Origin of the sequence: Gottfriedia acidiceleris, from assembly GCF_002128425.1 — a bacterium.
GTDB lineage: Bacteria > Bacillota > Bacilli > Bacillales > Bacillaceae_G > Gottfriedia > Gottfriedia acidiceleris.
In genome coordinates this window covers 447,187-461,089 of sequence record NZ_NESS01000001.1, presented here as the reverse complement: position 1 = coordinate 461,089, position 13,903 = coordinate 447,187, and the positions used below count along the sequence as shown (strand labels likewise).

The 13,903-nt window shown below is 32.7% G+C and carries 19 protein-coding genes; 16 read left to right on the top strand and 3 right to left on the bottom strand.

The window, feature by feature from the left end:
- The first annotated feature begins 71 nt into the window (after nt 1–71).
- The gene (locus tag B6K90_RS02455; RefSeq protein ID WP_088010939.1) at nt 72–707 is read left to right on the top strand and encodes a peptidylprolyl isomerase; all 636 of its coding nucleotides are present in this window, start codon (nt 72–74) and stop codon (nt 705–707) included.
- Between the two features lie 77 nt (nt 708–784).
- Here B6K90_RS02455 and B6K90_RS02450 read toward each other — a convergent pair whose 3' ends face one another.
- A complete protein-coding gene (locus B6K90_RS02450; protein WP_084006937.1) occupies nt 785–1,108 on the bottom strand; it encodes a rhodanese-like domain-containing protein in 324 nt (107 codons plus the stop codon).
- Nucleotides 1,109–1,283: 175 nt separating this feature from the next.
- Between B6K90_RS02450 and B6K90_RS02445 the strand changes: the two genes are divergently transcribed.
- The 3 genes from B6K90_RS02445 to mntR all read left to right on the top strand — a co-directional run bounded on the left by B6K90_RS02445 (nt 1,284) and on the right by mntR (nt 4,184).
- Nucleotides 1,284–2,117, top strand: coding sequence for a lipoate--protein ligase family protein (locus tag B6K90_RS02445; RefSeq protein WP_088010938.1), 834 nt, complete (start codon nt 1,284–1,286; stop codon nt 2,115–2,117).
- A 419-nt stretch (nt 2,118–2,536) separates the two neighbouring features.
- On the top strand, nt 2,537–3,562 hold the full coding sequence (splB, locus tag B6K90_RS02440; protein WP_088010937.1) for a spore photoproduct lyase: 1,026 nt from the start codon (nt 2,537–2,539) through the stop codon (nt 3,560–3,562).
- 184 nt (nt 3,563–3,746) lie between these two features.
- The gene (mntR, locus tag B6K90_RS02435) at nt 3,747–4,184 is read left to right on the top strand and encodes a transcriptional regulator MntR (RefSeq protein ID WP_088010936.1); all 438 of its coding nucleotides are present in this window, start codon (nt 3,747–3,749) and stop codon (nt 4,182–4,184) included.
- Nucleotides 4,185–4,194: 10 nt separating this feature from the next.
- On the opposite strand, the gene B6K90_RS02430 is transcribed toward mntR, so the two are convergent.
- Together B6K90_RS02430 and B6K90_RS02425 are read right to left on the bottom strand one after the other, a co-directional pair.
- Nucleotides 4,195–4,590, bottom strand: coding sequence for an SA1362 family protein (locus B6K90_RS02430; protein ID WP_088010935.1), 396 nt, complete (start codon nt 4,588–4,590; stop codon nt 4,195–4,197).
- A 119-nt stretch (nt 4,591–4,709) separates the two neighbouring features.
- A complete protein-coding gene (locus tag B6K90_RS02425) occupies nt 4,710–5,639 on the bottom strand; it encodes a DUF1385 domain-containing protein (RefSeq protein WP_088010934.1) in 930 nt (309 codons plus the stop codon).
- Between the two features lie 207 nt (nt 5,640–5,846).
- Between B6K90_RS02425 and B6K90_RS02420 the strand changes: the two genes are divergently transcribed.
- From B6K90_RS02420 to spoIIIAF, 12 genes are all read left to right on the top strand, one after another.
- Nucleotides 5,847–6,467 carry a YqhR family membrane protein gene (locus B6K90_RS02420; RefSeq protein WP_088010933.1) on the top strand — a complete coding sequence of 207 codons (621 nt, stop codon included), beginning with the start codon at nt 5,847–5,849 and terminating at the stop codon, nt 6,465–6,467.
- Nucleotides 6,468–6,556: 89 nt separating this feature from the next.
- Entirely contained in the window at nt 6,557–7,015 is a 459-nt protein-coding gene (gene aroQ, locus B6K90_RS02415) for a type II 3-dehydroquinate dehydratase (protein ID WP_088010932.1), read from the top strand.
- On the top strand, nt 7,002–8,063 hold the full coding sequence (locus B6K90_RS02410) for a M24 family metallopeptidase (RefSeq protein ID WP_088010931.1): 1,062 nt from the start codon (nt 7,002–7,004) through the stop codon (nt 8,061–8,063). The genes aroQ and B6K90_RS02410 overlap by 14 nt, the downstream gene beginning before the upstream one ends.
- A gap of 149 nt (nt 8,064–8,212) precedes the next feature.
- Nucleotides 8,213–8,776, top strand: a complete 564-nt coding sequence (gene efp, locus B6K90_RS02405) for an elongation factor P (RefSeq protein WP_088010930.1) — start codon at nt 8,213–8,215, stop codon at nt 8,774–8,776.
- Between the two features lie 81 nt (nt 8,777–8,857).
- The gene (locus tag B6K90_RS02400) at nt 8,858–9,346 is read left to right on the top strand and encodes a DUF456 domain-containing protein (protein WP_088010929.1); all 489 of its coding nucleotides are present in this window, start codon (nt 8,858–8,860) and stop codon (nt 9,344–9,346) included.
- A gap of 375 nt (nt 9,347–9,721) precedes the next feature.
- Nucleotides 9,722–10,003: a YqhV family protein gene (locus B6K90_RS02395; RefSeq protein WP_235821689.1), complete on the top strand. Its 282-nt coding sequence runs from the start codon at nt 9,722–9,724 to the stop codon at nt 10,001–10,003.
- 16 nt (nt 10,004–10,019) lie between these two features.
- The gene (gene spoIIIAA / locus B6K90_RS02390) at nt 10,020–10,940 is read left to right on the top strand and encodes a stage III sporulation protein AA (RefSeq protein ID WP_088010928.1); all 921 of its coding nucleotides are present in this window, start codon (nt 10,020–10,022) and stop codon (nt 10,938–10,940) included.
- Entirely contained in the window at nt 10,941–11,453 is a 513-nt protein-coding gene (spoIIIAB, locus tag B6K90_RS02385) for a stage III sporulation protein SpoIIIAB (protein ID WP_088010927.1), read from the top strand.
- 12 nt (nt 11,454–11,465) lie between these two features.
- A complete protein-coding gene (spoIIIAC, locus tag B6K90_RS02380) occupies nt 11,466–11,669 on the top strand; it encodes a stage III sporulation protein AC (RefSeq protein WP_088072847.1) in 204 nt (67 codons plus the stop codon).
- A gap of 26 nt (nt 11,670–11,695) precedes the next feature.
- Entirely contained in the window at nt 11,696–12,085 is a 390-nt protein-coding gene (spoIIIAD, locus tag B6K90_RS02375; protein WP_088011436.1) for a stage III sporulation protein AD, read from the top strand.
- 21 nt (nt 12,086–12,106) lie between these two features.
- Complete coding sequence (spoIIIAE, locus tag B6K90_RS02370) at nt 12,107–13,276, top strand: stage III sporulation protein AE (protein ID WP_088010926.1); 1,170 nt, start codon at nt 12,107–12,109, stop codon at nt 13,274–13,276.
- Nucleotides 13,277–13,284: 8 nt separating this feature from the next.
- Nucleotides 13,285–13,902 carry a stage III sporulation protein AF gene (gene spoIIIAF, locus B6K90_RS02365; RefSeq protein WP_088010925.1) on the top strand — a complete coding sequence of 206 codons (618 nt, stop codon included), beginning with the start codon at nt 13,285–13,287 and terminating at the stop codon, nt 13,900–13,902.
- The last annotated feature ends 1 nt before the right edge of the window (nt 13,903 follow it).

The window sequence follows — 13,903 nt, the reverse complement described above, 5'->3', positions numbered from 1 at the left end:
TTTTTCGAAACTATAGTAAATGAATGGTCATATTTGGTAAAATAAAAAATGAAAGAGGGGGAGAAGGAAAAATGATAAAAAGATCAATTAGGGCAGTTTTAATAAGCTGTCTTGTATTAACAATCAGCTTATTAGCAGCATGTGGTAAAAATGATGAAAGGTCTGCAAATGGTAATAAACATGAGAAATTACCAGTGGCAACGATTAAGGTAAAGGATTACGGTGTTATTAAAGCTGAATTATATCCTAATATTGCACCAAACACTGTAGATAATTTTATTTCACTGGCAAACAAAGGATTTTATAATGGATTAACATTCCATCGAGTTGTTAAAGACTTCGTAATTCAAGGTGGCGATCCTGAAGGAACTGGTGGCGGTGGTCCAGGCTATGCAATTGATGGAGAATTTACATCAAACGGCTTTAAAAATAACTTAAAACATACAACAGGCGTACTTTCTATGGCAAGAACTGGTGATCCAAATAGTGCTGGCAGTCAATTTTTCATAATGGCAAACGATACACCTGACCTTGATGGGCAATATGCTTCATTTGGTAAAGTGACAGAAGGGATCGATATTGTTAAGAAAATTGACGCAGTTGAAGTGGATTCAATGGAAAAACCTGTTACTCCAGTAATCATCGAGTCCATAAAGGTAGATACAAAAGGCGAGAAATATGCTAAACCAAAAACTCATAAAGAATAAATGGTAAACTATTTTACATAACGCAAAAAACTACTTCGCAAAAATGAAGTAGTTTTTTCATTTAAAGTAAAAATAGATTATAAACCTTTTTTTATTTTACCAGACCAAAGTTTATATCCGCCTTTAAGTTGGTAAAGTTCTGTTACTCCTTGTTTACGTAAAATACGTGCAGCTTGTCCTGGACGAACGCCCATTTGATCATATAAATATACTGCCTGATCTTTACGAATTTCTTTTGAACGTGTTTTTAATTGTGCGAACGGAATATTACGAGCACCTAATATATGGCCGTTCTTAAAATCTTCTTGATCACGTAAGTCAATTAGTTGAGCTTTACGGTAGCCAGCACGAAATTCTTCCTCAGTTAACGTTTTAATTAAACGTTTTTGGTAGAAATACATAACTGTTGAGTATACAATGATACCTAGTACGACAAAAATTATTGGTAAAAACTGACTCAAATTCTTCAACACCTTTCAATTACCTACTTATCTTATTATAATTCTCTAGTAGGATTGTGCAAGAAACTTTCATTAAAAAGTAAAAATTTAATCGAAAAATGAGGAGATTTTCAACATGACAAAGACAAAGTGGAATTTTATTAATAGCGGAGTAAAATCAGGTAGCTATAATATGGCTCTTGATGAATGCTTAATCAAGTGGCAAAGTGAAGAAGGTTTTCTTCCAACACTACGTTTCTACGAATGGGAAAATCCTACTGTAACAATCGGATATTTCCAAAAAAACCAAGAAATAAGTTTAGAAGCATTAAAAAAATACAACGGTGATTTCGTTAGACGCCAAACTGGTGGAAGAAGCGTACTTCATCATGATGAATTAACTTATAGTGTAATTGTCCCTGAAAGTTATCCAAATATGCCTGTATCGGTTACAGAAGCATATCGAGTTATTTCAATGGGAATTTTAGAAGGGTACAAGCTACTTGGTTTAGATGCTTCTTTTTCTGTACCAAAAACTGCAGAAGAAAAAAATCAATTAAAAAACCCAGCAAGTGCTGTTTGCTTTGATGCTCCATCATGGTATGAAGTTGTCGTTAATGATAAAAAAATTGCTGGAAGTGCTCAAACTAGACAAAAGGGCTCAATTCTTCAGCACGGATCAATTCCTTTAAATATTGATGTTGATATGTTATATGACTTATATATTTTCTCTTCGGACGCAGTGAGAGAGAGAATGAAAAAACGCTTCTTAGATCGTGCAACATGGATCAATGCAGAAAGTACTACTCCTAAAACAATGGCTGACTTATATGAAGCATTTGAAAAAGGCTTCGAAATTGGCTTAGATATCGAGTTGGTGCCGTATGAATTAACAGAGGCTCAAGAGAAGGAAGTACAGGAATTAGCCGCTACTAAGTATAGTACTGAGGAATGGAATTTGCGCAAGTAATATATAGTGAGAATTTTATTGAAAGCCTTTTTGGCTTTCTTTTTTTGTTGCACCGAGAGAAGATGTTTATTAGATAAAACCCGAGTGCTATTTAAGGAGGAAAGGGTGCAAATAAAAACTCTAGAGGAGCAATTAAATGTAGAAGTGCAAATTAAAAAGTGCAATTAAAATTCGAAAAACGCAAATAAAAAAGTGAAAAATACAATTGGGTATCCGAATGTAACTTAATTTCAAAAAAAAAGAATCTTTTTTAATTAAATCCTACATAATTTAAAAAAATCATGCAATAAAATACCCTAAAAACCGGCCTATTTTCCTCGTACTAAAGGAGCATCACAAGAGAACTTCCTACCTTTTCCACTGTTTTAATTTTTATCGGTGTTAATACTATCAAAAAATGATGAGAAGGAGTAGATGAAATGAAGCCCTTTATACCAAAGCTTGTTTATTTTGAGCCCCAAGCTTTAGAGTATCCGTTAGGAAAGGAATTAATGGAGAAATTTGAGAAGATGGGTTTAGATATTAGAGAAACAACATCCCATAATCAAATTCGAAATTTACCTGGTGAAAATGATGTGGAAAAATACCGGATAGCCAAGTCAACTTTAGTAGTTGGGCTGCGTAAGACTTTAAAGTTTGAAACATCTAAACCTTCAGCGGAATATGCAATTCCTCTTGCAACAGGCTGTATGGGGCATTGCCATTATTGTTACTTACAAACAACGCTTGGTTCTAAGCCATATATTAGAGTTTATGTAAATTTAGAAGATATTTTTGAGCAAGCAAAGAAGTATATGAAGGAACACGAACCGGAGATTACAAGGTTTGAAGCGGCGTGTACTTCTGATATTGTTGGTATTGATTATTTAACACATTCCCTTAAGAAAACGATTGAATTCATTGGTGAAACAGAATACGGTCGTTTAAGATTTGTAACGAAATTTCCACATGTAGATCATTTACTTGATGCAAAGCATAATGGAAAAACAACATTTAGATTTAGTATAAATTCTAGGTATGTTATAAAAAACTTTGAACCTGGAACTGGTTCATTTGATGAGAGAATTGAAGCCGCGAAAAAAGTTGCATATGCAGGGTATCCATTTGGCTTTATTGTTGCACCTATTTATATGCATGAGGATTGGGAAGAAGGCTATAAGGAGCTTTTTATTCGATTAAAGGATGCATTAGGTGAATTGGCAAATGAAAAGATGACGTTTGAACTTATACAGCATCGTTTTACTAAGCCTGCAAAAAAGGTGATTTTAGAAAGGTATCCTAATACAAAACTTGAAATGGATGAAGAGAAAAGGAAATATAAATGGGGGAAATATGGAATTGGAAAATATGTTTATCAAAAAGAAGAAGCTGCTTCAATTGAAGAGACAATTTCTGGTTATATAAATAAGTATTTTCCTAATGGAGAAATTCAATATTTTACATAATAAAGTGGATCTGTATTTTATAGGTACACTCTTATTATTTTCATCATACTCTTATACAGAATGACTATCTATTATCATTTAAATGTGTTCTTGTTAATTGCACTTTTGGTATATGTATTGTATCATTTTATTTGATGCTTATTGTAACGGAATAAAGTTTGAATGACTGTATTGGAGGAAGAACATGCCCACACCTAGTATGGAAGATTATATTGAACAAATTTACCTTTTAATTGAAGATAAAGGGTATGCTCGTGTATCTGATATTGCTGAAGCATTATCTGTGCACCCATCGTCAGTAACTAAAATGGTGCAAAAACTAGATAAAGACGATTACTTAATTTATGAAAAATATAGAGGATTAATCCTAACGCAAAAAGGTAAAAAGATGGGGAAAAGACTTGTCTATCGCCATGTATTACTTGAGCAATTCTTAAGAATTATTGGTGTGGATGAAAACTTAATTTATCAAGATGTTGAAGGTATGGAACATCATATGAGTTGGGAAGCGATTGATCGAATTGGCGAACTTGTTCAGTTCTTTGAAGAAGATAAAAATCGAATCGAAGCATTAAAAGATATTCAAAAGTCGAATGAAGCGCAATCAAATTCGAATAAATAAAAAGACCGTGCTAGTAGGAAGCACGGTCTTTCTTTTTGCCCTTTTCACCCTCTATCACAGTTAAGTGACTTGAATCCTTTGATCGTTTTTTTAACAAAGGCTTGGAGGTACTTTTTCTTGAAGTGGGCTTTGATTTGTTAATCGATTTTTTTAACGAGCTAGATTTTTGTGTGTTATATTTTTTTATAGTTTGTTTTGCAGCCTTACGATAGGAGTCTTGATGGCTTCTTTGACTGTTTGAAGATGAAAAAACTCTATAAATAAAATAAATAATTAAAAGGATTAATCCTATAAATAAAAATCTTTGTAATAATTTTGCTGGATCGTTTATCAACTGAGCAATTAAGCCAAAAAGTGCTAATGCTATTATTCCATAAAATATTGATGAGTACACTTTTTGATTCACTTTAAGCACCTCCTATGTGAAGAGTAAATTAGTTATTAAATGTATTAGAAAAAATATTGTTTCTTATAGTTTATTACATTTTATCCAATAAGTTGATATTTTTTATAAAATTCTGTCAATTATATCTTGTTATTTTTTTCCACTTCTAAAAGTCGGTTAAATGAAGCGATTGATACTTCAACTTGATCATCGGACGGCTCTTTAGTTGTTAATAATTGTAGCCATAATCCAGGGTAACCTACCCATTTTAATATAGGAATATATCGAACTTTATTTGTTAATTGCAAAACTTCGAATGAAACGCCTATAACGACTGGAATTAATAAAAGTCGATCGACAATTCTTAACCATAGTGGGCTTGTTGGAACTAAGAAGTAAATGAACATACCAACAATTACTGTAAATAGGATAAAGCTACTTCCACAACGATAATGTAGTCGGGATTGTGATTGGACTCCCTCGATCGTTAAAGGAATATTGTTTTCATATGCATTAATCACTTTATGCTCAGCACCGTGGTACATAAACACTCTTTTTATAAATGGTGTCAAGGAAACTAAGTAAATATAAATTAATAAAAAACATAGTTTTAAGATGCTTTCTATTACGACTTGTTGAAAATCAGTTTCAAATATTGGTTTCAATGTTGCTGCCAGTAGAACCGGTACAAGTGTAAAAATAACTTTTCCAACTAAAAAGGATAAAACAGCTAATAATGAAAGTCCGAGATAAGTTGCAAGCGTACCTTTTTGTTTTTCACGCTCAATTGCAATTTTCTCATCATCTTCTGGATCAATACCATATCTTTCAGTTGAGTAATTTAAATGCTTGGATCCGTTAATACTTGCTTGTATAATCGCGACTACACCACGGACAAAAGGTATTTTCTTTAATTTTTGCATTGTCCGATTTATATGTATCGGTTCTTCATAATATTGTATTTCTTCATTTGATCTGCGAATTGCAGAGACTGTATGTGTTTTGCCACCAAACATTACGCCCTCTACGATTGCTTGCCCCCCATAAACTGCTTTATTTTTCTCTCTCATGTTGCACCAACCTAAACTTGTTTTTTATCTATTACTATCTATTGTAAATGTAAGCATAATAATGGTGCAAGTAAGAAGTAGGAAAATCTAAATAATAATCACAATATTTTTAATTTTCTAATAAAAAATCAGAATCACATTAAAAATTTCTTTGTTGGACATAATACTTAAGTGATAATTAGCAATGTATGGAAAGGGAAATGTTAAATGCAGGACAAAGATAAAGAACAAGAAAAGCAACAAGGTCAGGATCAAGAACTAGAAAAGGAAATGCAGGGTAAAGAAAACAATCAAAACCAAGGTCAAAATCAGGACGATCAAGGTCAAACTGAAAATCAAGTGCAAGGTGGTCAGACTGAATCGAACGAGAATAAGCACTTTAATAAGATTGCTAGTATTGGGTTTTTCGGAGGTATTTTTTGGTCTACTGTTTTGTTAGTTCTTAGTTATTTCGACTTTACTCAAATTGGTCCAAATTTTGTTTTAGAAAGAATTAAACTTGGAAAATGGGCAACTGGTTATGTTGAAAACTTAATTTCTATTGTTGGTATAGGCATTATTTCAATCATTATTGCGTTTATATTTTATTTTATCGGCAGAAAATTTAACGGAGTTCTTCCAGGTATATTTTTTGGATTGCTTCTATGGGTTATTGTTTTTATTGTTCTTGGTAAAATAGCTTTCGATTTAAAAGCAATTAAGGATTACTCGTCTGATACGACAGTTACTACCATCTGTTTATTCATTTTATACGGAACTTTTATTGCATATTCTGTTTCTTTTGCATTTCAAGAGCAAAAGGCATATTTGCGTGGCTATTCAAAATAGTCTGCACTATGATAAAATAAACCTTGGGTATTCCAAGATATGTGTGATTGGGATAAATATGCACAAAATGATGGGTGGAGACTTTTAAAATGGCTAAGTTTTTATTATTGAATGGACCTAATCTAAATATGCTCGGTCAGAGAGAAGTTTCTATCTATGGTTCAACTACATTAAAGGATATTGAGGATCATATATCATCACTTGCACATGAAAATGGGGATACGATTGATTGCTTTCAATCGAATCATGAAGGTGAATTAATCGATAAACTGCATGCGGCAAATAATGTCTATGAGGGAATTCTTTTTAATCCTGGCGCATTTACTCATTACAGTTATGCAATTCGTGATGCAATTGCAAGTATTACCGTACCAACTATTGAAGTACACATTTCAAATATACATAAAAGAGAAGAGTTCCGACATACTTCAGTTTTAGCTGCAGTTACTGTAGGACAAATCGTTGGTTTAGGTGTGTATGGATATGATTTAGGTTTAAGTGCGTTACAAAAGATTAGTAGGGGAGAGAAAAACAATGGAAAAAATTAAAAAGTTACGTGAAACTTTAGTAGAAAAAGGATTAGACGCATTATTAGTAACTAGTACATACAACAGACGTTACATGACAAACTTCACTGGTTCTGCTGGTGTTGCTTTAATTACTAAGGACAAAGCTTTATTCATTACTGATTTTCGCTATATTGAACAAGCTACTAGCCAATGTGAAGGTTATGAGATTGTTAAGCATGAAGGTTCAATTCCCGCTGAAGTTGCAGCCTTAACTGAAAAATTAGGTGTTTCAAAACTCGGATTTGAACAAGATCATATTACGTTTACAGAATTTGGTTCTTACCGTAAAGTTGTAAAACCAGAATTAGTTCCTGTAAGTGGATTAATTGAAAAATTACGTTTAATTAAAACCGATGCAGAGATTTCAATCATTAAGGAAGCTGCTAAAATTGCGGAATCTGCATTTGATCATATTTTAGGTTTTATCCGTCCGGGTGTAACTGAATTAGAAGTATCTAATGAGCTAGAATTTTTTATGCGTAAATTAGGCGCTACTTCATCATCATTTGATACAATCGTTGCTTCTGGTGCTCGCTCTGCTCTTCCTCACGGTGTGGCATCTGAGAAAGTAATTGAAACAGGTGATTTTGTAACGCTAGATTTTGGTGCATACTATAAAGGGTATGTATCAGATATGACTAGAACAGTTTCTGTTGGTGAGCCTCATTCTGATTTGAAGAAAATTTATGAAATTGTTCTTGAAGCTCAATTACGTGGTGTTAACGGGATTAAAGCAGGAATCACTGGTAAAGAAGCGGATGCTTTAACTCGTGATTATATTACGGAAAAAGGTTATGGAGAATATTACGGACATGGAACTGGTCATGGTATTGGTTTAGAAGTACATGAGGGACCTGGCGTATCATTCCGTTCTGATACTGTATTAGAGCCAAATATGATCGTAACTTGTGAACCAGGTATTTACATTCCAAATCTAGGTGGAGTTCGTATAGAAGATGATTTAATCGTTAAAACTGGTGGTAACGAAAACTTAATGTCTTCACCAAAAAATCTAATCATTTTATAAGTTTTCATTAGATTAGAAATTAGAACTACACAAAAAGCGTATTTTACTTTATGATATAAAGTTGTAAAAGAAATTCATGGTAAGAGAAATGGTTCTTTTTTACACAATACATACTTATAGGACCATTTCATTTTTTAGGAGGATATTTAATGATTTCAGTAAACGATTTTCGTACAGGTTTAACAATTGAAACTGACGGTGGACTTTGGCAAGTAATCGATTTCCAACACGTTAAACCGGGTAAAGGTGCTGCATTCGTACGTTCAAAACTTCGTAACCTACGTACTGGTGCTGTACAAGAAAAAACATTCCGTGCTGGTGAGAAAGTAGCAAAAGCACATATTCAAAACCGTAAAATGCAATATTTATATGCAAATGGTAACCAACATGTATTCATGGACAATGAGTCTTATGAGCAAATTGAATTACCAGAAGCAAATATTGAACGTGAATTAAAATTCCTTAAAGAAAATATGGAAGTTTATATCATGACTTTTGAAAGTGAAATTCTAGGTGTTGAATTACCAAACACAGTTGAATTAAAAGTAGTTGAAACTGAACCAGGTATTAAAGGTGATACTGCTTCTAACGTTACAAAACCAGCTACAATGGAAACTGGTTTAGTAGTTCAAGTACCAATCTTCATTAATGAAGGCGAAGTATTAATTATTAACACAACTGAAGCTAGCTACGTTTCACGTGCAAAAGCTTAATTAAATGTAAAAAATGGAGGCACTTATTTAAAGAGTGTCTCTTTTTCTTATTAACTAAATTAAATAAGTAAGGGTGATGAAATGGTTACATCAATTGTTCTTTGGACATTGATTATCATTTGTTTTGCATTGGCGTTTGTTGCGCTAATCAAACCAATAATTCCAGGGGTACCAGTATTATGGGTAGGGTTTTTAATTTATTACTTTGGTATTAATAAAACTAATTTAAATATGTCGTTTTGGATTATTATGCTGATTTTTACAGCTGTTATTTTTCTAGCGGATATTCTAGCTAATAAATATTTTCTAAAAAAATACGGCAGTACAAAAACTGGTGAAAGAGTAGGTTGTTTGGCTGTAATCGTTGGTTCGTTTGTTTTTCCTCCCTTTGGCTTAATTATTGTCCCATTCATTTCTGTTTTTATAGCTGAGAAATTACAAGGGAAGAATACGAAAGAATCAATAAAATCTGCATGGGCGACAGTTGTCTCTTTTATTAGTAGCTCATTAGCAAAAGCGGTATTGCAAGTTATTATGGTTATAATCTTTTTTGTTTATATTATCTTTTAATTTGGTTTTTAGAATCTTATATTAAAACAACGAAGAATGTATTCTGCCTTATAGTAAGTGTAGTCATGTTGATTTCCACTACAGCCTATTATAAGTAAGTTCATTTCATTATTTAGCTTAAATTGTTACTCATGAACCCTTTATGAGTAAATAGTTAATTTTATATTATTGGTTTTTTGCTTACTCATAGACCTGTCAGGAGTAAGTTATTTTCATATTTACTTTGTCAGATCCACATCAATCATTCATAAGTAAGTCTAAAGAGAGAAGTTATCCGACTTCTCTCTTTTTTGTGCCTTCTAATTAATGTTTGTCTTCTGAAATGGACATGTTCAGCATATTAGTAATAAAAAAGAATGAAAAAGGTGTGTATCTATGAAGGATTGGATTGATTCAATGGATCGAGCAGTTCTAAGTATGGGAATGCTCAGAGTTTTTGGTGGAAGTGTAGAATTGATTGCTGCTTTTACAATTTTGTATTTTAACGATATTAAGAAAGCATTAGCAGTAAATAGTGTTTTGGCAACTGTTGGGCCTATTATCCTCATTTCAACAATGGCTATTGGAATTATAGGTGTTGCATCTAAATTAGATCCGATTCGATTAGTTTTAGTAGTTTGCGGTGTGTTTTTAATATTGTTGGCAGTTTTTAAATGATAGGATGTGACCTTTTATGGAAGAGGTTTTCAATGTATTGCCTACATTAATTAAAGAAAAGCTACAGCGTTCATATGGTGACCTACATCATGTAGAGGAATTAAGGTTAAGGGTCGGTCGTCCAGTTGAAGTGATTTCTAATAATCAGTCAAATTTTATACCTTATATTTTAACAGAAGAAGAAGGCGGACAGATTCTTGGAAAGCTAAGTCAATTTTCAATTTATACAATTGAGGAAGAATTGAAAAAAGGCTATATCACAATCAAAGGTGGACATCGAGTAGGGCTAGCTGGTCGAGTTGTAACCGAAAACGGAATGGTTAAAATGATTCGAGATATTAGTTCTTATAATTTTCGTATTGCAAAAGAAAAAGTTGGAATAGCTAGTCCATTTGTAAAGTATGTTTATGAAGGAAGATGGAAAAATACAATGCTGATTGGCCCGCCACAAGCTGGGAAAACAACATTACTTAGAGATTTTGCAAGAGTAGTGAGTCAAGGTGATGCCATAAGGGGAATAAGGCCTGGGAAGGTTGGCATTGTTGACGAACGATCTGAAATAGCAGGTTCAGTTAAAGGGGTACCTCAATATACATTTGGTGAAAGAATCGATGTATTAGATGCATGCCCAAAAGCTGAAGGAATGATGATGCTTGTAAGGTCGATGAGTCCTCATGTCATTCTTGTAGACGAAATTGGAAAAAAGGAAGATGTAGATGCAATTTTAGAAGCGATCTTTGCCGGTGTTCAATTAATAGTGACGGTCCATGGTTATTCACTAGAGGAAATAAGAAAACGCCCTTCTCTTCAACCTTTGTTTCAAAATGGGACATTTGAACGGTTTATCGAAATTTCAAGTTTTCCCTCACCTGGTACTGTTACAGATATTAAAAATAAGGATAGCGCTAGTTTATTTCATCCGAGGGCGGTGCTTTAAATGAGATGGATTGGAGCACTTATTATCATTTTTTCAACAAGTTGGCTTGGGTTTTATTTCGCAGGTAGATTAACAGAACGGACAAAAGAATTAAGGGGATGGAAGTTGGCTCTCCAATCTCTTGAAGCAGAGGTTATGTATAGTCAATTGCCTCTGCAAGAAGCGTTTAGGAGAATTGCTAGTCAATTAAAAGGACCGATTAATAGTTGTTTAAAGGATTTTGCTATTCAACTAGAAACTAGTGCATTTTCAGCGAAAGAAGCTTGGGAAAATTCATTAATGAAATATGCTAAAACTGTCTCGATTAAAGAGTCTGACATACAAGTATTATTACAGTTTGGTGAGACGATTGGTATGCATGATAAATATTCACAACAAAAACAAATCATTTTAGCATTAAAGCATTTAGAAAGAGAAGAGCAGGAAGCAATCGATTCGCAGGTCAGTTATGAACGAATGTCCAAAATGCTAGGAGTTTTAAGCGGAATATTAATAGTTATATTACTCTTGTAGGAGGGATTTAAATTGATTACAAATTATGCACTGATGTTTCAAATAGCTGGGATTGGTGTAATTGCTGCAATTATCCATGCAGTTTTAAAAAAAGCCGGACAGGAAGAGTTTGCTACATGGACAATTATTACTGCATTCATTATCGTATTTCTTCAAGTGATCACTAAAGCTGGTGATCTGTTTAATAAAGTTAGGGATGTATTTCTATTTCATTAGATTAGGGGTGAGAGTCTTTGGAAATCATCCAAATTGTCGGTATTGGGTTAGCAGCAACATTTGTCATTCTTTTATTAAATCAATTTAAGATGAATAATTTTACATTAGCAATAACTGTTTTTATAAGCTGTGTATTATTTTTATTTTTGTTAGATAAGGTTCAATTCTTATTAGATGAAATTCAAAAACTAGCAAATCAAGCGAGTATTAAAAATGTGTATGTTGAAACTTTATTAAAAATTATTGGGATCGCATACATAGCTGAATTTGGAGTTCAAATTACGAAAGATGCAGGACAAGGGGCAATTGCTTCCAAGATTGAATTAGGGGGAAAAGTACTCATTTTGGTTCTTGCAGTTCCGATTTTAACAGCATTAATTGAAACAATTTTAAGCTTTTTACCAAAAGTTTCTTAGATGTAAGGAAAGGAGGACATTATGTCAAAAAGGATGAAGGTTTTTCTTCTTTTCTTTACTCTCTTTTTTTTAGTACCAAGAATTGTACAAGCTGCTCCTCCACCTGCTGAAATAGTAAATGAACAAATACAAAAATTAGGGATCGATGAAGTTCAACAATATTGGGATGAAGTTGTTCATAAATATGGTGGTTTTTTACCAGAAAGTCAAAAAGGGGACTTTATCCAATTTATAAAGGGAGAAAAGAAATTTTCATTACAAGAATGGTTTATTGCATTTGGTAAATATATATTTTTTGAGTTATTAAGTAATGGAAAAATATTAGGGATTTTAATTATGTTAGTTATTTTTAGTTCTTTACTCCAATCATTACAAAATGCATTTGAAAAGAGTACAGTCAGTAAAATTGCCGATAATGTTGTTTTTCTAGTACTTGTAGTTTTTGCATTAAATAGTTTCTATATTGCAACACAGGCCACCCAAGATGCCATTACAGTTATGATTGACTTTTTACGAGCTTTAATTCCTATTTTACTAGCTTTAATTGCAACTTCAGGTGGTGTCATCTCTGTTGGTGTTTTCCATCCAATCTTAATTTTTTTAATGCATACAAGTGGATTACTAGTGACGTATTTTGTCCTACCTTTAATTCTTGTATCTACAATTTTAAGTATTGTAAGCATTATAAATGATGAGTTAAAGGTGACAAAATTAGCTTCTTTAATAAGAAATGTTGCTGTAGGAGTACTAGGAATCTTTTTAACTATTTTTTTAGGAGTATTAAGTGTACAAGGTTTGACAACTGCAGTAACAGATGGGGTAGCGGTTAAAACAGCTAAATTTGTGACTAGTAATTTTATTCCGGTTGTTGGTAAAGTTTTTGCAGATGTGACAGATACAGTTATTAGTGCGTCTTTATTATTAAAAAATACTGTCGGGATAGTAGGTTTGGTTACTTTATTAGCAATCGTTGTTTTCCCGGCTATTAAAATATTAGTTTTAGCTTTAATTTATAAATTCTCAGCGGCGATTTTACAACCAGTTGGAAGTAAAAATATCATTAGCACGATCGATACGATTGGAAAAAGTGTAACTTATTTATTTGTTTGTTTATCAATTGTTTCATTAATGTTTTTCTTAAGTATGACATTAATAATAGCGGCAGGAAATATTGTCGTCATGTTTAGGTAGGTGAAAAAATGGAATTCTTTATACACTGGGTTTCAAATATTATCGTCTATATATTAGTTGCAACCATCATTATGATGTTAATTCCAAATACCGGCTTAGCAAAATATGTACGATTTGTAGCGAGTCTATTATTAATTGTCATGATGCTCCAACCAATTTTTCAATTATTCAGAGTAAATATAAAAGAAGTACTAGCTGGATACCAGTCTAAAACGTATGAAGCGAATGGCGAAATAAAAAATGAAATAAATAATAAGAAAAATGAAATACAAGAAGCAGAACGTGCATATATATTAAAACAAATGGCTGTCCAAATGAAAAAGGATGTTGAAAAAAGCTTTACAAAAGAATTTGAACAGGTAATCACAAATGTAGATTTACAAGTAAAAGATGGAGTAAATACAGTAAAAACAGCTAAAGATCTATCTAAAGTAATCGTTTACGTAAGCCCTAAAAAAGATGAGACAAGCAATGTAGAACCTGTTCAAGAAGTATCGATTAATACCGATCAGCCAGTTCAGACAGACGATGAAAAAATTAAACAACAAGAGTTACAAACTTTTTTAGCAAATAAATGGGAGCTTGAGGACAAGCAAATCGAACTCAAAATGGAAGGAGGGGAGTAAT

Excerpts from the sequence above, each read along its gene's own strand:
- B6K90_RS02420 (WP_088010933.1), top strand. The coding sequence starts at position 5,847 with ATGCAGGACAAAGATAAAGAACAAGAAAAGCAACAAGGTCAGGATCAA.
- B6K90_RS02395 (WP_235821689.1), top strand. The coding sequence starts at position 9,722 with ATGAAGGATTGGATTGATTCAATGGATCGAGCAGTTCTAAGTATGGGA.
- B6K90_RS02400 (WP_088010929.1), top strand. The coding sequence starts at position 8,858 with ATGGTTACATCAATTGTTCTTTGGACATTGATTATCATTTGTTTTGCA.
- spoIIIAB (WP_088010927.1), top strand. The coding sequence starts at position 10,941 with ATGAGATGGATTGGAGCACTTATTATCATTTTTTCAACAAGTTGGCTT.
- spoIIIAE (WP_088010926.1), top strand. The coding sequence starts at position 12,107 with ATGTCAAAAAGGATGAAGGTTTTTCTTCTTTTCTTTACTCTCTTTTTT.
- splB (WP_088010937.1), top strand. The coding sequence starts at position 2,537 with ATGAAGCCCTTTATACCAAAGCTTGTTTATTTTGAGCCCCAAGCTTTA.
- mntR (WP_088010936.1), top strand. The coding sequence starts at position 3,747 with ATGCCCACACCTAGTATGGAAGATTATATTGAACAAATTTACCTTTTA.
- spoIIIAA (WP_088010928.1), top strand. The coding sequence starts at position 10,020 with ATGGAAGAGGTTTTCAATGTATTGCCTACATTAATTAAAGAAAAGCTA.
- B6K90_RS02425 (WP_088010934.1), bottom strand. The coding sequence starts at position 5,639 with ATGAGAGAGAAAAATAAAGCAGTTTATGGGGGGCAAGCAATCGTAGAG.
- efp (WP_088010930.1), top strand. The coding sequence starts at position 8,213 with ATGATTTCAGTAAACGATTTTCGTACAGGTTTAACAATTGAAACTGAC.
- B6K90_RS02450 (WP_084006937.1), bottom strand. The coding sequence starts at position 1,108 with ATGTATTTCTACCAAAAACGTTTAATTAAAACGTTAACTGAGGAAGAA.
- B6K90_RS02445 (WP_088010938.1), top strand. The coding sequence starts at position 1,284 with ATGACAAAGACAAAGTGGAATTTTATTAATAGCGGAGTAAAATCAGGT.
- B6K90_RS02455 (WP_088010939.1), top strand. The coding sequence starts at position 72 with ATGATAAAAAGATCAATTAGGGCAGTTTTAATAAGCTGTCTTGTATTA.
- B6K90_RS02410 (WP_088010931.1), top strand. The coding sequence starts at position 7,002 with ATGGAAAAAATTAAAAAGTTACGTGAAACTTTAGTAGAAAAAGGATTA.
- spoIIIAF (WP_088010925.1), top strand. The coding sequence starts at position 13,285 with ATGGAATTCTTTATACACTGGGTTTCAAATATTATCGTCTATATATTA.
- aroQ (WP_088010932.1), top strand. The coding sequence starts at position 6,557 with ATGGCTAAGTTTTTATTATTGAATGGACCTAATCTAAATATGCTCGGT.